The following is a 20,194-nucleotide window of genomic DNA, read 5'->3' as shown; positions in this document are numbered from 1 at the left end:
ACCACGCACATGACCGTCCGTAAGAACCAGGCGACCCTGACCGCCGACGAGAAGCGCCGCTTCGTCGCAGCCGTCCTCGAGCTCAAGCGCAGCGGCCGCTACGACGCCTTCGTCACCACGCACAACGCGTTCATCCTCGGCGACACCGACACCGGTGAGCGCACCGGCCACCGTTCACCGTCCTTCCTGCCCTGGCACCGCAGATTCCTGCTGGAGTTCGAGCGGGCGCTCCAGTCGGTGGACGCGTCGGTGGCCCTGCCGTACTGGGACTGGTCCGTCGACCGCTCGACGCGTTCCTCGCTGTGGGCGCCGGACTTCCTCGGCGGCACCGGGCGCAGCCTGGACGGCCGGGTGATGGACGGCCCGTTCGCCGCGTCCACCGGCAACTGGCCCATCGGGGTGCGCGTCGACGGACGGACGTATCTGCGGCGGGCGTTGGGGGCGGGTGTGCGTGAGCTGCCGACGCGGGCCGAGGTCGACTCGGTGCTGGCGATGCCGACCTACGACATGGCGCCCTGGAACAGCGGGTCGGACGGTTTCCGCAACCATCTGGAGGGGTGGCGGGGCGTCAATCTGCACAACCGGGTGCACGTGTGGGTCGGCGGCCAGATGGCCACCGGAGTCTCCCCCAACGACCCGGTGTTCTGGCTGCACCACGCCTACATCGACAAGCTGTGGGCGCAGTGGCAGCGGCGGCACCCGGGCGCGGGATACGTCCCGACGGCGGGAACGCCGGACGTGGTGGACCTGCGCGAGACGATGAAGCCGTGGAACGACACCACCCCGGCCGACCTTCTCGACCACACCCCGCACTACACCTTCGACACCGCCTGACCGCAGCCGGGTTGACCGTCGGCGTCACGGGTACCCGAGCGCCACGTACCCGACGAGAACGAGGAGGAGACGACCGTGACGCAGGTCGAGGAGTCCATCGAGGTCAGTGTCCCGGTGCACACGGCCTACAACCAGTGGACGCAGTTCGAGACGTTCCCCGAGTTCATGAGCGGGGTGCAGCGCGTCGAACAGCGCACCGACACCCTCACCCACTGGGTCACCGACGTCAACGGCGTGCACCGCGAGTTCGACGCGGAGATCACCGAGCAGATCCCGGACGAGCGGGTGGCCTGGACGACCGTGGGCGGAGAGGCCCGGCAGGCCGGCGTGGTGACCTTCCACCGCCTCGACGACGAGCACACGAAGGTGATGCTCCAGATGGCCTTCGAGCCGGAGGGCCTCGCCGAGACCGTGGGCGACAAGCTCGGCTTCGTGAAGCGGCAGACCAAGGGCGACCTCAAGCGCTTCAAGGAGTTCATCGAGGAGCGCGGTGCCGAGACCGGCGGCTGGCGCGGCATGGTCGTCTGACACGCGCCGCCAAGGTCACCCGGCGGCGGCCGTACGGCAGTCCGGGTGGCCCCAGCCCTGATCGTTCTTGGCGATCGGCTCGCCCGCCGCATAGGGGCGCCCGCACATGCAGCGGCCGGGGAACTTGGCCTTGATCGTGCGGGTGGACGAACCGCCGGGCCGCCGGGGCGATACGCCCCCGGCGGCCTTGCGGCGTGCGCCGGCCCTGGGCGGAGCGTCGGGCGCGGGCGGCGGCTCGGGGGAACCGAGGGCGCTGCCCGCCGGTTCCTGCACGATCGCCGCCTGGCTGGCGGCCCGGTCCGCGAAGTCGTTCAGCCTGTCGCCGTCGACCTGGTGGGCGGGCACGTAACGGAACTCCACCGTGCGGCCGCCGAGCAGTTCGTCGATGCGCACGACCAGATCCTGGTTGGCGACCGGCTTGCCCGCGGCGGTCTTCCAGCCGTTGCGCTTCCAGCCGGGCAGCCAGGTGGTGACGGCCTTCATGGCGTACTGCGAGTCCATGCGGATCTCCAGCGGCACGTCGGGGTCGACGGCCGCCAGCAGGCGCTCCAGCGCGGTGAGTTCGGCGACGTTGTTGGTGGCCTTGCCCAGCGGGCCCGCCTCCCAACGGGCGGGGGCCTCGGAGTCGTCGGAGATCACCCACGCCCAGGCCGCAGGACCGGGGTTTCCCTTCGAGGCCCCGTCGCACGCGGCCACCACTCGTTCACGCATGCGCACGATCATGCCATGCCCCGGCCGGGGCCTTGCGCGGCCTAGGAGACGTCTCTGGTCTGCGGCATCTCGCCCTCGGTGGTGGTGACGTCGATCACCGAGAAGTTCGCGCCCTGCGGGTCGGTGAGGGCGGCGAACCGGCCGAACGGCGTACTCATGGGGCCGAACCGGAGCCTGCCGCCGAGCTCGGCGGCCCTGGCCACGGCGTCGTCGCAGTCGGGGACGGTGAAGTACACGTTGACGTAGGACGGGACCTCGGGCGGGAAGTCCTCGCCCATCGCCATCCGGCCGAGCACGGGCTCCCCGCCCAGGTCGTAGAGGCGGAAGTCGCCCTGTTCGTCCTCCAGTTGCCGCTGCCGGTAGCCGTACACGGCGGACAGGAAGGTGTCGGCCTCGCGCGGTTCGCGGGTGAAGACCTCGGCCCAGGCGAAGGCGCCGGGCACACCCGTCACCTCGAAACCCTCGTGGCTGCCGGCCTGCCACACGCCGAACACGGCGCCGCTGGGTTCGCGGGCCAGGCACATGGTGCCGAGTTCGCCGACCCGCATGGGCTCCATCAGCACCTCGCCGCCGTGTTCGCGGATCTTCGCCGCCGTGGCGGCGGCGTCCTCGGCGGCGAGGTAGAGGCACCAGGCGGACTGGCCCTCCTGGCCGGGCATGGGCGGTACGACGGCGGCGACCGCCCTGCCGTTCGCGTATGCCTGGGTGTAGTGGCCGTACTCCGACGACGACTCGCCGAAGGTCCAGCCGAGGACGTCGCCGTAGAAGCGCTTGGCGCCTTCCACGTCGGTGAACATCGCGTCGGCCCAGCAGGGGGATCCCTCGGGTTGCACGGCCATGGTGACGGCCCTTCCGGTTGAAGGTGGTGTCCGTTTCCTCACGCTAGCCATCCGTCTGTCATCCCGCGCGCCGGATCTCGCCGGCGCGCTAGAGGTCGCGGGGCGGATCGCCCTCGGTGTCCTTCGGGGGCCGGCTGTACGGCGCGTCGCCCGCCGCGAGGTGCTCGAGGACCTCGACCAGTTCCTGGCAGGCCCGCTCCACCGAGCGGCGGGTGTTGCGCTGTTCGGTGATGACGGCCGAGAGCAGCAGGGCGGTCAGGGCCATCGTGCCGTTGAAGGCCTGGAGCTTGCTCATCACTTCCACGCGCGTCAGGTTCGCGAAGGGGCCCACGCCGTCGGTGGCCGCGACGGTGGCCAGTACCGAGGTGAACAGGGCGCACAGCATGCTGCCGACGAGCTGGAAGCGCAGGGCGACCCAGATCAGCAGCGGGTAGACGAGGAAGAGAAGGCTGACGCGGCTGTTGGTGGCGAGGGGGATCAGCGCGAGGGCGATGACGGCCAGGCTCGCGGCCTCCTTCCAGCGGGCCAGGGGCGGCGGCCGACGAGCGGCGTGCACGACGAGCAGGACGGGCGTGACGAGGAGGACCCCCATCGCGTCACCGACCCACCAGGCCAGCCAGACCGGCCAGAAGGCGTGTGCGGGCAGCTGGTCGGTGACGAGGAGGGCCCCGACGCCCACGGTGGAGCTGAGCAGCATCGCGGTGAGCGCCCCCAGGAACACCAGGGCGAGACCGTCGCGTAAGCGGGCCAGGTCGCTGCGGAAGCCCACTCTGCGCAGCATGAGGTAGGCGCAGACGGGGGCGGCGGTGTTGCCCGCCAGGTTGAAGACGACGGCGGGGCTGAGCGAGGTGAGCGAGAGGATGACGAGCAGCGCCCCGAGGGCGATGCCCGCCCAGCAGCGGAGCCCGAAGATCAGCAGACAGGCCACGGCGACGCCAGAGGGCGGCCAGATGGGGGTGAAGATGGCGCCCTCGACGACGAGCTGGCGCAGCAGGCCCAGTTCTCCGGCCGCGTAGTAGCAGACCGCGACCGCCGCCGTCTCCGCGGCGAGGACGGCCGGCCGACGCAGATCGCTGGTGCCCACCACAGCAGCCATCAGACACCGGGCCCGCCCCGGCGGCGAGGCGGGAGGCTCGGGGAACGGCCCTATGGCTGAACGCGCCGTGCCTTGCATCCGGGATCCCGTCGTCCCCACCCACCAGGGGTCCTGTCGTCACCGGCGAGCGGCGCGTGCGTCTCTTTCGGGAACGCGATGACGATCCGGCTCAGGGCCCCGGAATCCCACCCGCCCGCGAGCCCCACCGTCCCCACGTTTCCCTGAGCGTCGTCGTCCCCACCCTCCGTGAGCCCGTCGTGTCCGACGACGAGGACGGCCGCGTCGTCCTCGTGCCCGACACGCTCGGCACCCTTCATCACGGCGGTGGCGAGGGCGTGGGCCTCCAGTCCGGCGACCGCGGCGATGCCGGCGAGCCGCACGACCTGGTCCAGGCCCTCCTCGACGCTCATCGACGGCCCTTCCACGACGCCGTCGGTGAGCAGCACGAAGACCCCGCCCTGGGTGAGCCGGTAACGCGTGACCGGGTACTCCATCCCCTCCTGGACGCCGAGAGGCGGCCCGCCCTCGTCCTGGGCCACCCCGGACCTGCCGTCGGCCGTGGCCCACACGCACGGAATGTGACCGGCGCGAGCGCTCTCCAGTACCCCGGTCGCGGGGTCCAGGCGCATGAAGGTGCACGTGGCGAAGAGGTCGCCGCCCAGGGAGATCAGCAGGTCGTTGGTCGCGGCGAGCAGTTCGCCGGGCTCGCTGGTGACGGAGGCGAGGGCGCGCAGGCCGACGCGGACCTGGCCCATGAAGGCGGTCGCCTCTAGGTTGTGCCCCTGGACGTCGCCGATGGACAGGCCGATACGGCCGTCGGACATCCCGAAGGCGTCGTACCAGTCACCGCCCACATTGAGGCCGTGGTAGGCGGGCGCGTACCGGACGGCGAGCCGGTAGCCGCGCGCGGTGGGCAGGTCCCTCGGGAGCATGCCCCTCTGGAGGGCGATGGCCAGCTCGACGCGGGAGCGTTGCCGTTCCGCGCGTTCGCGAGCCTGGGCGGTGAGCGAACCGAGTCTGGCCAGCAACTCGTCGCCGTCGTCCGTCGGGCGCTTGCGGGGCATGGCTCACTCCGGAGAGGACGGTAGCCCCTTCGGGGCGAACTTCATAATTTACGTTTACTGGATGATACCGACATATGCGTACTACCTGACATCGCGGAACCTTCGGGGGCCGTCACCGGCGGGCCCGACGCGGTGTCGAAGGCATGCGTGACCTCGGGCTCGCTGCCCGGTGCGAGCAGCGCGCGGGCCCGCTCCTCGTGCCGGCGGTCGGTGACCGTCAGCCGGTCGCCGTGCTGGGCGAGGTGCTCGTTCCAGGAGCCGACGAGGTAGTGCTCCAGGAAGCGTTCGGGGTCGTTGCCGTCCTGGTAGAGGCCCCAGGTGAGGGCGCCGGTACGGCGCCGCGACCGGGCGACGTGCGCCATGCGGGCGGTGAACTCCGCGCGGTTGCCCGCCGGCACCCGGTAGGTGACGGACACGAGGACGGGGCCGTCGGCCGGGCCGGGCTCGAACACCAGCGGTGGCACCGGCCAGTGGGTGGACGGCGACGGGTCGATGCCCCGACTGTCGCGCAGCGGCCACACCCTGACGGTCACCGCGCCGAGCACCATCAGGGCGGCGCTGACCAGGTAGGCGGTGGACAGGCCCAGCCGGTCGGCGAGAGTGCCCCACAGCGGCGCCGCGCACGCCTGGCCACCCTGGAAGACCAGCAGATAGACGGCGAGACCGCGGGCCCGCACCCAGCCGGGGAGCCTGGTCTGCACGGCCGCGTTCAGGGTGGACAGCACCCCGATCCAGGCCAGACCGGCGGGCAGCAGGGCGGCCGCCACCAGCCAGGGTGACCGGAGACCGGCGAGCACCGTCAGAGCGCCCGCGAAGACCAGGGTGCCGGCGGCGAGCGTGCCGCTCGCGCCGAGGGTGCGACGGATCAGGGGCAGCACGAACGCCCCCGCCACGGCGCCCACGCCCACCGCGCCCAGCAGCAGGCCGTAGCCGCCCGAGCCGAGGCCGAGGGTGCGGTCCGCGGTCACCGGGAGCAGCGACCACAGGGCGGCGCCGCCGGGCACGAACAGCAGCGTGCGCAGCAGCACGCGGCGGACGCCGGGCGCGTTCCACACGTAGCGCCGGCCCGCGTGCAGGGCGGGCAGCAGCCGTTCCCCGCCGCCGGGGCGGACGGGGGCGGCGGGGCGGTGCCAGAGGATCAGGACGGTGGCAGTGCCCACGTAGGAGACGGCGTTGAACGCGAAGACCCAGCCGGCGCCCGCCGCGGCCACGACGGCTCCGCCGAGGGCGGGACCGACGGCGCGCGCGAGGTTCATGTTCACCGCGCCGAGCGCTGCGGCCTGGCCGAGGCGCTCACGCTCGACCAGTTCCGGCTGCACGGCCTGCCAGGCCGGTCCCATCAGGGCGGTGCCGCACCCCAGCAGGAAGGTCAGCGACAGCAGGGAGGCCGGGTCGAGGGCGTCCGCGAAGGCGAGCGCGGCGAGCACGCCGGACACGGCCACCATGGCGAACTGGGCGGTCAACAGCACCCGGCGCCGGTCGAAGCGGTCGGCGACCACACCCGAGGGCAGGGCCAACAGGACGACGGGGAGGCTGGAGGCGGTCTGGACGAGCGTGACCAGCGCCGCGTTCTCCCCGACCAGCAGCCACTGGGCGCCCACGGTCTGCATCCAGCCGCCGATGTTGGAGACGAGCTGCGCGGTCCACAGGGCACGGAAGAGGCGCCCCGCGAGGGGCGCCCAGGGCGAGTCGGGTCGCGGTGTCCCCGCGGTCTTCGGTCTGTTGCGCATGCGAACCCCAGGTGGTGCCGAGCCGGTGGTTCCGGACGGAGCGACTGTAGGAGCGGTGGGGCCGGACGGGTTGTCCGGGAGCGCACGGCCGCCGTCCCCCCGGTGCACGGACGTGCCGGGCGCGGCGGCGACACCGGGCTCTCAAGACCTGTGCGCCGGCGGACCGGTCGCGGTGCACGCGGGGACGAGTCGCCAGTGCGCGGAGGCCCCAGCCTGTGCGAGGCCGGGAACGACGACCAGCCGGTGCGCCGCCTGGGAACGACGACCCGGCGGGGCGCCGCCTCGGCGCCGGGAATGCCGGCCCGCGGTCCGCCCCGGCTGGTGGACGGGCCGCCGCCGCCCGACACTGACTACGAACCCCGTACGCTCCCCCGGCGGACGTGACCAGGAGATGACACCGTGAACTCCTTCTCCCCCGGCTTCCAGGGCCGCGGCAGGCGGTTGGCCGACAAGCTGCCGCCCGGCCAGTACCCGACGGAGTCGTTCCCCGTGCTCTCGGCGGGTCCCACGCCGAGGATCCCCACCGAGTCCTGGCAGTTCACCGTCACCACGGAGACCGGTGAGACGCAGGCGTGGGACTGGGACAGCATGATGGCGCTGCCCCAGCAGGAGACCGTGCACGACATCCACTGCGTCACGCGCTGGTCCAAGTTCGACACCCGGTGGCGCGGTGTGTCCCTGGACGCCTTCTTCGAGGAGGTGGAGACGGCCGCGGACTACGTCGTCATCAGCAGCTACGGCGGTTACACCACGAACCTGCCGCTGGAGGACCTCCTCGACGGCCAGGCCTGGATCGTCCACACGTTCGACGACTTTCCGCTGTCGCCGGAGCACGGTGGACCGGCCCGGCTGCTCGTGCCGCATCTGTACTTCTGGAAGTCGGCCAAGTGGGTCCGGGGCATCCGGCTCACCCATGAGGACGAGCCCGGCTTCTGGGAGAGCGCCGGCTACCACGACTACGGCGACCCGTGGCGCGAGCAGCGCAACTGGGGCGACTGAGCGTGGCCGTCGCCTGGCGCCGGGCGCGGCTGGTGGAGCGCCGTCCGCAGAACGCCACCGCCCGCACCCTGATCCTCACCGTCCCCGGCTGGCCCGGCCATCTGCCCGGCCAGCATGTCGACGTACGCCTGACCGCCGACGACGGCTACCAGGCCGTACGCAGCTACTCCCTGGCCGCGCCCACCGACGGAGACCGCGTCGAACTGGGCGTGCAGGCGGTGGTCGGCGGGGAGGTCTCGCCGTATCTGGCCGACGGGCTGCCGGTCGGGGCGGAGGTGGAGGTGCGCGGGCCGCTCGGCAACTGGTTCGTGTGGCGGCCGGGACGGACCGAGCCGGTGCTCCTGGTGGCCGGCGGGTCCGGGATCGTACCGCTGGCCGCCATGGTGCGCGCCCACCGGCGGTCCCTGCCGCGCGGCCCCTTCGAGCTGCTGTACTCCGTGCGCGGCGCCGAGGACGTCTGGTACCGCGAGGAACTCGGCGCCCACCACCCCGATCTCGACGTACGCGTGCTGTACACCCGCGAGGCCCCGGCCGACGCCGTTCGCGCTCCCGGCCGCATCACGGCGGCCGACCTGGCGGACGTGTCGGCCCGGTTGCCGCCGGCCGGCACGGTGTACGTCTGCGGCCCCACCGGCTTCGTCGAGACGGTCGGCGACCTGCTGACCGGTCTGGGACGCGACCCGGCGACCATCCGCACCGAGCGCTTCGGCTGACCCCCGACCCTGGAGGACCCCGTGACCGACATGGCCTCGCACCGCGACGGCAACTGCCTTGCCGGACCGCTCTCCGAGATCCTCGCCGTGGAGCCCACCGCCGCGTGGTGGCGCTGCCCGGAGTGCGCCCGCTCGGGCCCCCTCGCGGAACTGCACGTCTACGGTCCCGAGCCGGGCCTCACCGCGCGGTGCCCCGGCTGCGCGTATGTGGCGCTGCGGCTGGTGCGGGAGGAACGGCACGTGTGGCTCACGCTGGGCTCGGGCGACGGCGCGTTCCGCTTCACCGTCGCCTGAGCCGGGGCGCGGGCCTCGCGTCAGCCGCCGAGGGCCGTCATCACCACGTCCTTCGCCTCCTCCTGCACCTGGCGGAGGTGGTCGGGGCCCCGGAACGACTCGCCGTAGATCTTGTACACGTCCTCCGTGCCGGAGGGGCGGGCGGCGAACCAGGCGTTCTCGGTGGTCACCTTGATGCCGCCGATGGCCGCGCCGTTGCCGGGCGCCTCGGTGAGGACGCCGGTGACGCGCTCCCCCGCCAGGGTGTCCGCGGTGACCTGCGCGGGCGAGAGCTTGGCGAGCAGCGCCTTCTCCTCGCGGGAGGCGGGGGCGTCGATCCGGGCGTAGGCGGGGTCGCCGAACCGTGCCGTGAGGGCCGCGTAGTGCTCCGACGGGGTCCTTCCCGTGACGGCGGTGATCTCGGAGGCGAGCAGCGCCAGGATGATGCCGTCCTTGTCGGTGGTCCACACCGAACCGTCGCGGCGCAGGAAGGACGCGCCGGCCGACTCCTCCCCGCCGAAGCCGAGCGAACCGTCGACCAGGCCGTCCACGAACCACTTGAAGCCGACGGGCACCTCGACGAGTCGGCGGCCGAGATCGCCGGCCACCCGGTCGATCATGGAGGACGACACCAGGGTCTTACCGATGCCGGTGTGGGCGGGCCACTGCTCCCGGTGGGTGTAGAGGTAGGCGATGGCGGCGGCCAGGTAGTGGTTGGGGTTCATCAGACCCGCGTCCGGCGTGACGATGCCGTGCCGGTCGGCGTCGGCGTCGTTGCCCGTGGCGATGTGGAACCGGTCCCGCTGACCGATGAGCGAGGCCATCGCGTACGGCGACGAGCAGTCCATACGGATCTTGCCGTCCCAGTCCAGCGTCATGAACCGCCAGGTGGGATCGGTGAGGGGGTTGACCACGGTCAGGTCGAGGCGGTGCTCCTCGGCGATACGGCCCCAGTAGGCGACGGAGGCCCCGCCGAGCGGGTCGGCGCCGATGCGCACGCCCGCGGCGCGGATCGCGTCCAGGTCCAGGACGGCCGGCAGGTCGGCGACGTAGGCGCCGAGAAAGTCGTGGCGGCCGGTGCCGGGGGCGGCGAGCGCCTGCCGGTAGGGAACGCGGCGTACGTCCTTCAGACCGGCCGCGATGATCTCGTTGGCGCGGTCCTGGATCCAGGAGGTCGCGTCCGAGCCGGCCGGCCCGCCGGTGGGCGGGTTGTACTTGAAGCCGCCGTCACCCGGCGGGTTGTGCGAGGGGGTGACGACCACCCCGTCCGCCAGGCCCGTCGCGCGGCCCCGGTTGTGAGTGAGGATGGCGTGCGAGACGGCCGGGGTGGGCGTGTAGCCGTCGGCGCTGTCGATGAGCACGGTCACGTCGTTGGCGGCGAAGACCTCCAGGGCGGTGACCCTGGCCGGCTCGGACAGGGCGTGGCTGTCGGCACCCAGGAAGAGGGGGCCGTCGGTGCCCTGCGCGCCGCGGTACTCGCAGATGGCCTGGCTGGTCGCGGCGATGTGGTCCTCGTTGAACGCCGTGTTCAGGGAGGAGCCGCGGTGCCCGGACGTGCCGAACGCCACCCGCTGCGCCGGATCGGCGGGGTCGGGGTGCAGCGCGTAGTAGGCGGTGACCAGCCGGGCCACGTCGACGAGGTCCTCGGGGCCGGCCGGCCGGCCCGCTCGTTCGTGCTGCATGGTCCGTTCCTCCGCATGGTTGATCCGTCGCTCGCCGTCCCATCTTTCCCCGCCAGCGGGTCGGTCCGCGAGAGGGGCCCGGTCCGCCGAGCCCGCACGGGCCGGGTCAGTGTCCCGAACCGTGCCGGCCGCCGAGCTGGTCACGGTGGCGGGGGTCGCCCAGGTACGTGTCCGCGTCGAAGACGGGCGCCGACCTCACCTCGTCCTTCGTCCGGGAGACCTGCACGATGCGCGCCTGGTGGTCGACGCCCATGACGGCATCCGCCGGAAGCACCACGTCCTTGCCGAGGAACCAGATGCCGGTGCGCACGACCAGGAACTGCGGGCCGAGATCCGCGGAGTACTTGCTGACCTTGCCCGTGTGACCGTCCCTGGCGTCCACCTGGTAGCCGGTCAGGTCGTCGTCCGGGGTGTGTCCCGCGGTCGGGACGGTGTGCCCTCGGTATTCGCTCACGATGTCCTCCCTGTCTCCCTGTGGTCGTGGTCCTGCGTGTGCCCGGTACGGCCGGCGGCAGACGTGCCGGAAAGCGGGTCCGGCGTTTCCGCGGGCGGCCCAAGGGTGCGGACGGCCCGGCCGTCGAGTGCCGACGGCCGGGGGCGGCCGGCGTCCGGGACAACGGTTCCGGTTCCGGCGTCCGCCCTCGGGCGGGGGCGGCCTCAGACGTCGGAGTCGATGCCGGTGACCGCCGCCGGTCCCAGCGGGGCGTCGCTCTCGTCCAGCCCGGACTCTCGCAGGGCCTCCTGAGCGAGCAGCCGCGCGCTCTCCTCGGCGTGCGGGGCGGTGTCCGCCTCCACGGTCAGCCGGATGGTGAAGGTGTCGTCGTCGTTCAGGGAGAGGGCGTCGAGGTCCTCGCTGTTCCCCAGCTGTGTGCGGTGCGGGTCGGTCGGACTCAGCGACCGGCTGATCCGGGACCGGGTGTCCGCGTCGACGCCGGTGGTGAAGGTGCCGGGGACGCTGATCACATAAGTCGTCATGACGATCCTTTCCTGGGTTCCCTCCCGCCTACCCCGAGTCGCGTCCGCCATGGGAGCGCGGCCGAACCCGCTGGTCGCGGAGCGGGGCGGGGACGCGAGCCGCACGGGGCACGGTCGGGGCGGGAGCGGGCCGGAGTGCGGGGCCGTGACCGGCTCCCGGCCACGACGACCGGTGCGGTGCTCGGTGGCCGGGGGACGGTCACCGAGCACCGCGCCGGTCCCGCCCCGGAGCCGTGGCCGCGACGTCGCTGACGATTCCGACCCCGGTCGAGCGGCTTTCCCCTCACCCTTCGCCGGTACGGCGACCGACGGCGACGGGTGAGGCCCTCGTCCTCGCCACGGCTACGACGAGGGCCCGCCTCCGGAACCCCGGAGGCGGGCCCGACCGACCTCACCGTCAGCGTCTGCGACCGCGCGCCGACCAGCCGGCGCCGATGCCTGCCACGTGGAGGGCGAGCAGGGTCAGGCCGAGCAGCATGATGTTGGTGGAGGTGAAGGCGTCGTTGGTCGAGATCTCCGCCGCGTTGATCAGAAAGGCGATGAAGAACGCCACCGCCGCGATGATGGCCAGCACGATGTCCGTCCCTTCGGGGGGTAGTGGGTGCCGGTGTCGGCCCGGTCGGGTCCGTCGTTGTGCGGATGCCCCCGACCGGGCCGTGAACACGGCGGAATCCGCACGAGGTCGCACGGGTGTCTGAGTAGGCGTACTCAGGCGCGGTCGCCGTGCCGCCACGAGACTGGGCCCACTCACCCTCCCCGACCGGAAAGGGCCCGCCGTGCTGACCCGTGCCGCCTCCGTCCTGGTGCCCTTGTTCGGGCGCCTCACCGTGACCAGTGAACTGCGCATGCGTCTGTCCGCGGGGACCATCTTCGCGGCCAACCACGACTCCCTGGCCGACCCCGCGGTCGTCCTGGCCGCGCTGCGCGGACTCGGCGTGGAGCCGGTGGTGATGGCGACCGCGGGGCTCTGGCGGGTGCCGGTGCTCGGGCGGGTGCTGGCCCGCGAGGGGCACATCCCCGTGCACCGCCGCTCCGCTCGCGCCGCACACGCCCTCGACGCGGCCGCCGAGGCACTCGCCGGGGGCCGGCACGTCCTGCTCTACGGCGAGGGCGGCCTGCCGGCCCGCAAGGACGCGGCACCCGGCCCGCCGGAGGCGTTCCGCACCGGACTCGCCCGGCTCGCGCAGGTCTCCGGCGCCCTGGTGGTGCCGGTGGGCCACGTCGGCGCCCGGCGGATCTCCTCGGGTTCGACGGCCAAGCAGATGGCGGGCGCCCTCACCGCACCGGTACGCCGCCCCCGCTGCCACGTCCACGTCGGCGCCCCGCTACGACTTCCCGCGGAGGCCCGCACCGGCGCGGCGGCCGCCCGCACCGCCGTCACGGTCGCCTGGCGCACAGCCGCCCGAGCGGTGGGCGAACGGGATCTGCAACTGGACCTGGTGTAGGGGCCGGGTCCCCTGGGCCCCCGGTGGCGGGAGGGGCGCCGGGCGCCGCCGTCGCACCGGACCCGAGACCGCGGGATCGGCCGGGCGCTCGCGGTTCCCGGGCTTGCCCACGCCTGCTCTCACGGGTCGGACTCGCACCCGGCGGGCGTCGCCGAACGCCGTCTGCGCCGCGGCGGCCTCTTTCTCGGGCAGCGAGACCTCGGCGCGCCGACGACGCGTTCGCCTCGCGCCGGACGCCGCCACGCCCGGTGCCGGCGCCAGGCGTCCCGTACGCCCCGACCCCACACCCGTCCGACCCGCGGAGCACGTGCGTGGCACCCCGTGCGCCTCCTGGGCCCCCATGAGCCAGGCCCTGTCGGCCTCGCCTCCTGGGCACCCCACCAGCCAGGCCCTGTCGGCCTCAGCCCGCTCCGGGCTCCCCGGCCGGCGGCAACTCCCCTGCGCGGGCGGCGCCCGGAGGCGGTGCCGTGCTGTCGCGGCGGACCAGGCGGGTCGGTACGAGGGTCGTGCCGCGCTGGGGGCCGTCGCGGCGCATCTTGCGGAGGACGGCCTGGACGCAGAGGCGGCCGACCTCGGCGAAGTCCTGGTGGACGGTGGTCAGCGGGGGCAGGAAGGAGCCGGCCTCGGGGATGTCGTCGAAGCCGATCACGCTGACGTCCTCGGGGACGCGCCGGCCGCGTTCGTGCAGGGCGCGCAGCAGGCCGAGGGCCATCTGGTCGTTGGCCGCGAAGACGGCGGTGCAGTCCTCGTGGGCCGCGAGTTCCAGGCCGGCGCGGTAGCCGGACTCGGCCGACCAGTCACCGCGGACGAGGGGCGGCGCGGGGCGGCCCGCGTCGGTGAGCGCTCCACGCCAGGCGTCTGCCCGGCGCTGGGCGGCGAAGGAGCCCTTGGGCCCCGCCAGGTGCCAGACCGTCGAGTGGCCGAGGTCCAGGAGGTGTTGGACGGCGGTGCGGGTACCACCGGACTGGTCGGTGTCGACGACGGTGTAGTGGCTGCCGGCGTCGGAGTCGACGACCACCACCTGGACGTGCGGCGGCAGGGTGACGGTCGCCGCGTCCAACAGATGGACCTCCATGATGACGATGACCGCGTCGACGGCGAGTTCCTCCAGGCGCGAGAAGGCGCCGCGCACCTCGTCCTGGGTGGGCACGGCGACCGGCAGCAGCGTCACCGCGTAGCCCTCGGCCGCGGCGGAGGTCGCGATGGCCTCCAGGGTGCGCACGTTGCCGGTCGTCGACAGCGTGAAGGTGATCACGCCTATCGTGCGGAACTCGCCGCGCTTGAGGGCGCGGGCCGCGCTGTTGGGCCGGTAGCCCAGCTCCTTCATGGCGGCGAGCACCTGTCGCCGGGTCTCCTCGTTCACACCGGCGTAACCGTTGGAGACCCGCGAGACCGTCTGCGAGGACACGCCCGCGAGGCGTGCCACGTCCGCCATCGAGGCGGTGGCCCGGCCACGGCCGCGAGCCCGTCGCACCGCGCCGCCCGTCTCCTGAACGCCCCCGGCCGGGCCCATGGCCGTCCCGGCTCCGTTCGCCGGGGCTCCTCCAGCCGTCTCCACCCGTCGCCCCCACCTCTCTGTCGCCGCAGCTTTCAGGGTCTCCTCAGATGACCCTTGACCATGGTTATCGGGGCAGTGTAGACATGCCGCCATCAGATGTTTACGTAAACATAACAGCCCAGCGAGTCTTCGCGGGGGTCGATGTTTGCGTAAACATCGTGGCGGTGCGCACGGCACGTCGGCGCGGCACCGCGGGTCCAGGACTGGATGAGCGAGGAACGACATGACGACGCTGCAACCGCCGGTGGCCGCCGAGCCGCGGCCGGCGCCCCCTCCGGCGAAACGGGACCGCCGCTCGTGGACGGGCTGGGGCTTCATCGGCCCCTTCGTGGCCGTGTTCGCCCTGGTCTTCCTGGCTCCGATCGTGTATTCGATCTACCTCAGTCTCTTCCGCGACCAGCTCATCGGCGGCACGCGGTTCGTCGGCCTCGACAACTACACGCAGGCGTTGCAGGACGACCGGTTCTGGGCCGCGCTCGGGCGGGTGTCGCTGTTCCTGGCCATACAGGTGCCGATCATGCTGGGCATCGCCCTGTTGGTGGCGCTGGCACTGGACAGCGGACGGCTCTACGGCAAGAGCTTCTTCCGCATCACGATCTTCCTGCCGTACGCCGTGCCCGCCGTGGTCGCCACCCTCATGTGGGGCTTCATGTACGGCACGAAGTACGGCCTCGTCGGTGACATCAACGAGGCGTTCAGCGTCTCGCTGCCCGACCCGCTCTCCCCCGACCTGGTGCTGGCGTCCATCGGCAACATCGTCACCTGGGAGTTCGTCGGCTACAACATGCTGATCTTCTACTCGGCCCTGCGTGTCATCCCGCACTCGCTGTACGAGGCGGCGGAGATCGACGGCGCCGGACAGTTCCGCGTGATCACCGCGATCAAGCTGCCCGCGATCCGGGGCGCCCTGGTCATCGCGACGATCTTCTCCATCATCGGCAGCTTCCAGCTGTTCAACGAGCCGAACATCCTGCGGCCGCTCGCCCGCAACGCCATCACCACCGACTACACGCCGAACTACTACACGTACTCGCTGTCCTTCAACGGCCAGCAGCACAACTACTCCGCGACGGTGGCCATCATCATGGGCCTGATCACGATGGTGATCGCCTACGTCGTGCAGCTGCGCGGCATGCGCAAGGGAGCGTGACCCGATGAGCAGCCCTCTCACCACCGCCTCCCCCTCCGCACCCGCGAAGACCCCGGGGCCCGGCCGGAACACGCCGCGGCTGCGCAAGCCGCGCAAGCCCTCCGCCGGCAAGCCCAGGCGCAGCGTGCTGCTGACGGTGCTGACCTCGCTGATCGTCGTCTACACCGTCGTACCGCTGATCTGGCTGGCCATCAACGCCACCAAGACGCAGGCGGGTCTGGCGGACTCGTCCGGGATGTGGTTCGCCGACGACTTCGCGCTGTGGGACAACATCCGCGACACCTTCACCTACGACGACGGCGTGTTCACGCGCTGGCTTCTGAACACCCTGATGTACGTGGTGCTGGGCGCCGGCGGGGCCACCTTCCTCGCGATCCTGGGCGGTTACGCGCTGGCGAAGTTCGACTTCCCCGGCAAGCGCGGCGTCTTCGCCACAGTCATCGGCGCGGTGGCGGTCCCCGGTACGGCCCTCGCGGTGCCCACCTTCCTGATGTTCAGCAAGATGGGCCTGACCGACACCCCGTGGGCGGTGATCATCCCTTCGCTGGTCTCGCCGTTCGGCCTGTACCTGATGTGGGTGTTCGCCACCGAGGCCATCCCCACCGAACTGCTGGAGGCCGCCCGCATCGACGGGGCCGGCGAGGCCCGCACCTTCTTCACCGTCGCCCTGCCGCTGCTCGCGCCCGGCATCGTGACCGTGCTGCTGTTCACCACGGTCGCCACCTGGAACAACTACTTCCTGCCGCTGATCATGCTCAAGGACTCGGACTGGTACCCGCTGACGCTCGGTCTGAGCGCGTGGAACTCCCAGGCCGAGACCATCGGCGGCGACGTCATCTTCAACCTGGTGATCACCGGTTCGCTCCTCACCATCCTGCCGCTCATCGCCGCGTTCCTGCTGCTCCAGAAGTACTGGCAGTCGGGTCTCGCCGCGGGCAGCGTCAAGGAGTGATCCCGCGGCCCCGCGGCCGCGCCCCCCAGCCCCACGTTCAGTCCGCACCGCGCACCACCACCCTCACCCCGTCCCACCCACGAAGAAGTGGAAGCACCTCCATGCGCAGAAAGACCAGCCGCCTGCTTCGCGGCATCGCCCTCCTGTCCACTCTCGCCCTGGGCGCCACCGCCTGCGGTGGCTCGGACGACGACTCCGCCCAGAAGGCGGTCTCCGCCTCGGACGTCCAGGCGGCGCTGAAGAAGGGCGGCACGGTGACGGTGTGGGCCTGGGAGCCCACGCTGAAGACGGTCGCCGCCGACTTCGAGAAGAAGTACCCGAAGGTCAAGATCAACCTGGTCAGCGAGCGGTCGGGCGACAAGCACTACACCGCCCTGTCCAACGCGATATCGGCCGAGAAGGGCGTCCCGGACGTCGCGCAGGTCGAGTACTTCGCGGTGAGCCAGTACGCGCTCACCAAGGGCCTCTCCGACCTCGCCCCCTTCGGGGCGGGCAAGCTGGCGTCCACGTACACGCCGGGCCCGTGGAACGCCGTCACCGAGGGCAAGGCGGTCTACGGCCTGCCGATGGACTCCGGCCCCATGGCGATGTTCTACAACAAGAAGGTCTTCGACAAGCACAAGATCGCCGTCCCGACCACGTGGGACGAGTACGTCGACGCCGCGCGGGCGCTGCACAAGGCCGACCCCAAGGTGTACATCGCCAACGACGCCGGTGACGCGGGCTTCACCACCAGCATGCTGTGGCAGGCCGGTTCGCGCCCGTACAAGGTCGACGGCACCGACGTGAAGATCGACTTCAACGACGCGGGCGCCAAGAAGTACACGGACACCTGGCAGAAGCTCATCGACGAGAAGCTCGTCGCGCCGATCAACGGCTGGACCGACGACTGGTACAAGGGCCTGGGCGACGGCACCATCGCCACCCTGACCACCGGCGCCTGGATGCCCGCCAACTTCGTCACCGGTGTGCCGAACGCGGCCGGTGACTGGCGTGCGGCCCCGATGCCGGCGTGGACCAAGGGCGACAAGGCCGGCGCGGAGAACGGCGGCAGCTCGCTGACCCTGCCGTCGCTCGGCAAGAACAAGGAACTCGCGTACGCCTTCGTCGAGTACGCGAACTCCGGTGACGGCGTGCGGACCCGCGTCAAGCAGGGCGCCTTCCCGGCGACCACCGCGGAGTTGCAGTCCTCCGAGTTCCAGAGCACCAAGTTCGACTACTTCGGTGGCCAGGAGGCGAACAAGATCTTCGCCGACTCCGCCGCGAACGTCGCCGACGACTGGTCGTACCTGCCGTTCCAGCAGTACGCCAACTCGATCTTCAACGACACCGTCGGCAAGGCCTACGTCTCCGGGACCAAGCTCTCGGACGGTCTGAAGGCCTGGCAGGACGCCTCGGTGAAGTACGGCGAGGAGCAGGGCTTCACCGTCGAGAAGTAGGACAGCGACAGACGCAGGGCGGCGCGGGCGATCTCCGCGCCGCCCCCGTGCACCACACCCCGGAAGGACCACCATGATCTCCACCCTCCACTCCCGCCGCCGCGGGGCGGACGGTGACCCCGCCCCGCGTCTGGCCTACGGCGCCGACTACAACCCCGAGCAGTGGTCCCGGGACGTGTGGGAGGAGGACGTACGGCTGATGCGCGAGGCCGGCGTCACCGTGGTGTCCGTGGCGATCTTCTCCTGGGCCCGGATCCAGCCGACCCGGGACACCTGGGACTTCGGCTGGCTCGACCAGGTCATGGACCTCCTGCACGCGGCGGGCATAGGCGTCGACCTGGCCACCGCGACCGCGTCCCCGCCGCCCTGGCTGACCACCGCCCACCCGGAGATCCTGCCGGTGACGGCGAACGGCGAGACGGTGTGGCCGGGTGCCCGCCAGCACTGGCGGCCCACCTCCCCGGTCTTCCGCGAGCACGCCCTGCGCCTGGTGCGGGAGCTGGCGGCCCGCTACAAGGACCACCCCGCGCTGGTGGCCTGGCACATCTCCAACGAGCTGGGCTGTCACAACATCTACGACTACTCCGACGACGCGGCCCGCGCCTTCCGCGTGTGGCTGCGCGCCCGGTACGGCACGCTGGAGGCCCTCAACCACGCGTGGGGCACGGCGTTCTGGTCGCAGCGCTACAGCGACTGGGAGCAGATCCTGCCGCCGAGGCTGGCCGCCTCTCACCCCAACCCCACGCAGCAGCTCGACTTCAAGCGCTTCTCCTCCGACGCGCTCAAGGACCACCTGCGCGCCGAGCGGGAGGTCCTGCGCGAGCTGACGCCCGAGATTCCGGTCACCACCAACTTCATGGTGATGGGCGGCACCAAGGGCATGAACTATCCGGACTGGGCGGAGGAGGTCGACTTCGTCTCCAACGACCACTACGTCCACCCCGGACCGCAGGACCGCGACGAGCTGTCCTTCTCGGCGAACCTCGTCAGCGGCATCTCGGGCGGGCGGCCCTGGTTCCTGATGGAGCACTCCACCAGCGCCGTGAACTGGCAGCCGGTCAACGTGGCCAAGCGGCCCGGCGACCTCGCCCGCGACGCCCTGCTGCACGTGGCGCACGGCGCCGACGCGGTGTGCTTCTTCCAGTGGCGGCAGTCGGCGGCCGGCGCCGAGAAGTACCACTCGGCGATGGTCCCCCACGCCGGCGAGGACAGCGACCTGTTCCGGGCCGTGGCCGCGCTCGGCGACACCCTGAAGACCCTCGCCCCGGTCGCCGGGACCGAGCGGGAGAGCGCCCGGGTGGGCGTCCTGTACGACTGGGAGTCGTGGTGGGCCAGCGAGCAGGACTCGCACCCCACCTCGCTGCTCGACTACCGGCAGGAGGCGCTCGACTGGTACTCGGCGCTCCTCGCCCTCGGCGTCCGCGCCGACCTCGTCACCACCCGCGCCGACCTCTCCCGCCACCAGGTGCTGATCGCCCCGGTGCTGCACATGGTGCCCGCCGAGCTGGCCAAGGAGCTGACGCGCTACGCCGAGCAGGGCGGTCACCTGGTCACCACGTACTTCTCCGGCGTCGTCGACGAGAACGACCACGTCTGGCTGGGCGGCTATCCGGGCGCCCTGCGTGAGCTGCTCGGCATCCGCGTCGAGGAGTTCGGACCGCTCCTGGCCGGCGAGAGCGTGGACCTGGACGACGGCACCTCGGGCACCCTGTGGACCGACCAGATCACCGTCGCCGACGCCGACACGCAGGTCCTGGCCCGCTACCGCACCGGTGCGCAGGCGGGCCGGCCCGCCGTCACCCGCCGTCCCACGGGCGAGGGGTCGGCGTCCTACGTCTCCACCCGCCTCGGCGTCGACGGGCTGGTGTCGCTGCTGCCGCGGCTGCTGGAACCGGCCGGGGTCGCCAGCGAGCTTCCGCGGGAGGCACGCGGGCGGGTCGAACTGACCGTCCGGCGCGGCGACTCGGGACGGTTCCTGTTCCTGGTGAACCGGACCGACGACTCGGTGCCGGTCACCGGGCTCTCCGGGGACGTCCTGGTCGGCACCGGCGGCCCGGACGGCGCGGGCGGCCCCCTGGTCCTCGGACCTCGCGAGGTCGCCGTACTGCGCCAGCCCGCCGGCTGAGACACCCCCGCCGAGCCGCACGCACATCCCCACCCCGCACCACTCCTCGGCACGGCACGCACCCGTGCCGGGAGCCATCCC

The 20,194-nt window shown here is 72.1% G+C and carries 19 protein-coding genes and 1 pseudogene; 10 read left to right on the top strand and 10 right to left on the bottom strand.

The window, feature by feature from the left end; translation table 11 throughout:
- Positions 1-9: 9 nt before the first annotated feature.
- Both melC2 and ACZ5Y0_RS09120 read left to right on the top strand, forming a co-directional pair.
- Positions 10-834 (top strand): tyrosinase MelC2, encoded by an 825-nt coding sequence (melC2, locus tag ACZ5Y0_RS09125; RefSeq protein WP_469127963.1) that lies wholly within the window; start codon positions 10-12, stop codon positions 832-834.
- Positions 835-909: 75 nt separating this feature from the next.
- Positions 910-1,362, top strand: a complete 453-nt coding sequence (locus ACZ5Y0_RS09120) for an SRPBCC family protein (protein ID WP_469127962.1) — start codon at positions 910-912, stop codon at positions 1,360-1,362.
- 15 nt (positions 1,363-1,377) lie between these two features.
- Here ACZ5Y0_RS09120 and ACZ5Y0_RS09115 read toward each other — a convergent pair whose 3' ends face one another.
- From ACZ5Y0_RS09115 to ACZ5Y0_RS09095, 5 genes and pseudogenes are all read right to left on the bottom strand, one after another.
- Entirely contained in the window at positions 1,378-2,085 is a 708-nt protein-coding gene (locus ACZ5Y0_RS09115; RefSeq protein WP_469127961.1) for a ribonuclease H family protein, read from the bottom strand.
- A 29-nt stretch (positions 2,086-2,114) separates the two neighbouring features.
- Positions 2,115-2,912, bottom strand: a complete 798-nt coding sequence (locus tag ACZ5Y0_RS09110; RefSeq protein ID WP_469127960.1) for a VOC family protein — start codon at positions 2,910-2,912, stop codon at positions 2,115-2,117.
- Positions 2,913-3,000: 88 nt separating this feature from the next.
- A complete protein-coding gene (locus tag ACZ5Y0_RS09105) occupies positions 3,001-4,008 on the bottom strand; it encodes an MASE1 domain-containing protein (RefSeq protein ID WP_469127959.1) in 1,008 nt (335 codons plus the stop codon).
- Between the two features lie 251 nt (positions 4,009-4,259).
- Positions 4,260-5,072 (bottom strand): annotated as a pseudogene (locus ACZ5Y0_RS09100) (PP2C family protein-serine/threonine phosphatase); the annotation flags it as partial.
- Positions 5,073-5,113: 41 nt separating this feature from the next.
- The gene (locus ACZ5Y0_RS09095; RefSeq protein ID WP_469127958.1) at positions 5,114-6,802 is read right to left on the bottom strand and encodes an MFS transporter; all 1,689 of its coding nucleotides are present in this window, start codon (positions 6,800-6,802) and stop codon (positions 5,114-5,116) included.
- A gap of 399 nt (positions 6,803-7,201) precedes the next feature.
- Here ACZ5Y0_RS09095 and ACZ5Y0_RS09090 point away from each other — a divergent pair, with 399 nt between their 5' ends.
- The 3 genes from ACZ5Y0_RS09090 to ACZ5Y0_RS09080 are packed head-to-tail and all read left to right on the top strand — an operon-like array spanning position 7,202 to position 8,808.
- Positions 7,202-7,801, top strand: a complete 600-nt coding sequence (locus ACZ5Y0_RS09090) for a sulfite oxidase-like oxidoreductase (protein WP_469127957.1) — start codon at positions 7,202-7,204, stop codon at positions 7,799-7,801.
- Positions 7,771-8,514: a ferredoxin reductase gene (locus ACZ5Y0_RS09085; RefSeq protein ID WP_469127956.1), complete on the top strand. Its 744-nt coding sequence runs from the start codon at positions 7,771-7,773 to the stop codon at positions 8,512-8,514. Before ACZ5Y0_RS09090 ends, ACZ5Y0_RS09085 begins: the two co-directional genes overlap by 31 nt.
- Positions 8,515-8,544: 30 nt before the next feature.
- Positions 8,545-8,808: a DUF6510 family protein gene (locus ACZ5Y0_RS09080; RefSeq protein ID WP_469128040.1), complete on the top strand. Its 264-nt coding sequence runs from the start codon at positions 8,545-8,547 to the stop codon at positions 8,806-8,808.
- A gap of 20 nt (positions 8,809-8,828) precedes the next feature.
- Here ACZ5Y0_RS09080 and pgm read toward each other — a convergent pair whose 3' ends face one another.
- From pgm to ACZ5Y0_RS09060, 4 genes are all read right to left on the bottom strand, one after another.
- Entirely contained in the window at positions 8,829-10,469 is a 1,641-nt protein-coding gene (gene pgm / locus ACZ5Y0_RS09075; RefSeq protein ID WP_469127955.1) for a phosphoglucomutase (alpha-D-glucose-1,6-bisphosphate-dependent), read from the bottom strand.
- A gap of 106 nt (positions 10,470-10,575) precedes the next feature.
- A complete protein-coding gene (locus ACZ5Y0_RS09070; protein WP_469127954.1) occupies positions 10,576-10,923 on the bottom strand; it encodes a PRC-barrel domain containing protein in 348 nt (115 codons plus the stop codon).
- A 203-nt stretch (positions 10,924-11,126) separates the two neighbouring features.
- A complete protein-coding gene (locus tag ACZ5Y0_RS09065; protein WP_469127953.1) occupies positions 11,127-11,444 on the bottom strand; it encodes a hypothetical protein in 318 nt (105 codons plus the stop codon).
- A gap of 397 nt (positions 11,445-11,841) precedes the next feature.
- A complete protein-coding gene (locus tag ACZ5Y0_RS09060) occupies positions 11,842-12,018 on the bottom strand; it encodes a hypothetical protein (RefSeq protein WP_467515849.1) in 177 nt (58 codons plus the stop codon).
- Positions 12,019-12,220: 202 nt separating this feature from the next.
- On the opposite strand from ACZ5Y0_RS09060, the gene ACZ5Y0_RS09055 reads away from it, so the two are divergent.
- Positions 12,221-12,889, top strand: coding sequence for a lysophospholipid acyltransferase family protein (locus ACZ5Y0_RS09055; RefSeq protein ID WP_469127952.1), 669 nt, complete (start codon positions 12,221-12,223; stop codon positions 12,887-12,889).
- Between the two features lie 400 nt (positions 12,890-13,289).
- On the opposite strand, the gene ACZ5Y0_RS09050 is transcribed toward ACZ5Y0_RS09055, so the two are convergent.
- Positions 13,290-14,402, bottom strand: a complete 1,113-nt coding sequence (locus ACZ5Y0_RS09050) for a LacI family DNA-binding transcriptional regulator (RefSeq protein ID WP_469127951.1) — start codon at positions 14,400-14,402, stop codon at positions 13,290-13,292.
- Positions 14,403-14,670: 268 nt separating this feature from the next.
- Between ACZ5Y0_RS09050 and ACZ5Y0_RS09045 the strand changes: the two genes are divergently transcribed.
- From ACZ5Y0_RS09045 to ACZ5Y0_RS09030, 4 genes are all read left to right on the top strand, one after another.
- Positions 14,671-15,597, top strand: coding sequence for a carbohydrate ABC transporter permease (locus ACZ5Y0_RS09045; protein ID WP_469127950.1), 927 nt, complete (start codon positions 14,671-14,673; stop codon positions 15,595-15,597).
- Between the two features lie 4 nt (positions 15,598-15,601).
- Positions 15,602-16,549, top strand: coding sequence for a carbohydrate ABC transporter permease (locus ACZ5Y0_RS09040; RefSeq protein WP_469127949.1), 948 nt, complete (start codon positions 15,602-15,604; stop codon positions 16,547-16,549).
- Positions 16,550-16,650: 101 nt separating this feature from the next.
- Complete coding sequence (locus ACZ5Y0_RS09035) at positions 16,651-17,988, top strand: ABC transporter substrate-binding protein (protein WP_469127948.1); 1,338 nt, start codon at positions 16,651-16,653, stop codon at positions 17,986-17,988.
- A gap of 73 nt (positions 17,989-18,061) precedes the next feature.
- Positions 18,062-20,113 (top strand): beta-galactosidase, encoded by a 2,052-nt coding sequence (locus tag ACZ5Y0_RS09030; protein WP_469127947.1) that lies wholly within the window; start codon positions 18,062-18,064, stop codon positions 20,111-20,113.
- Positions 20,114-20,194: the final 81 nt, after the last annotated feature.

Source organism: Streptomyces sp. NPDC033216, assembly GCF_055577115.1.
Note: the sequence above shows the minus strand (reverse complement) of the source record. Positions and strands in the feature narration are given on the sequence as shown.

What these genes read in the sequence shown, in the direction of transcription:
- melC2 (WP_469127963.1), top strand. Translation starts at nt 10, where the DNA reads ATGACCGTCCGTAAGAACCAGGCGACCCTGACCGCCGACGAGAAGCGC.
- ACZ5Y0_RS09115 (WP_469127961.1), bottom strand. Translation starts at nt 2,085, where the DNA reads ATGATCGTGCGCATGCGTGAACGAGTGGTGGCCGCGTGCGACGGGGCC.
- ACZ5Y0_RS09110 (WP_469127960.1), bottom strand. Translation starts at nt 2,912, where the DNA reads ATGGCCGTGCAACCCGAGGGATCCCCCTGCTGGGCCGACGCGATGTTC.
- ACZ5Y0_RS09105 (WP_469127959.1), bottom strand. Translation starts at nt 4,008, where the DNA reads ATGGCTGCTGTGGTGGGCACCAGCGATCTGCGTCGGCCGGCCGTCCTC.
- ACZ5Y0_RS09095 (WP_469127958.1), bottom strand. Translation starts at nt 6,802, where the DNA reads ATGCGCAACAGACCGAAGACCGCGGGGACACCGCGACCCGACTCGCCC.
- ACZ5Y0_RS09080 (WP_469128040.1), top strand. Translation starts at nt 8,545, where the DNA reads ATGGCCTCGCACCGCGACGGCAACTGCCTTGCCGGACCGCTCTCCGAG.
- pgm (WP_469127955.1), bottom strand. Translation starts at nt 10,469, where the DNA reads ATGCAGCACGAACGAGCGGGCCGGCCGGCCGGCCCCGAGGACCTCGTC.
- ACZ5Y0_RS09065 (WP_469127953.1), bottom strand. Translation starts at nt 11,444, where the DNA reads ATGACGACTTATGTGATCAGCGTCCCCGGCACCTTCACCACCGGCGTC.
- ACZ5Y0_RS09050 (WP_469127951.1), bottom strand. Translation starts at nt 14,402, where the DNA reads ATGGGCCCGGCCGGGGGCGTTCAGGAGACGGGCGGCGCGGTGCGACGG.
- ACZ5Y0_RS09045 (WP_469127950.1), top strand. Translation starts at nt 14,671, where the DNA reads ATGACGACGCTGCAACCGCCGGTGGCCGCCGAGCCGCGGCCGGCGCCC.
- ACZ5Y0_RS09040 (WP_469127949.1), top strand. Translation starts at nt 15,602, where the DNA reads ATGAGCAGCCCTCTCACCACCGCCTCCCCCTCCGCACCCGCGAAGACC.
- ACZ5Y0_RS09035 (WP_469127948.1), top strand. Translation starts at nt 16,651, where the DNA reads ATGCGCAGAAAGACCAGCCGCCTGCTTCGCGGCATCGCCCTCCTGTCC.
- ACZ5Y0_RS09030 (WP_469127947.1), top strand. Translation starts at nt 18,062, where the DNA reads ATGATCTCCACCCTCCACTCCCGCCGCCGCGGGGCGGACGGTGACCCC.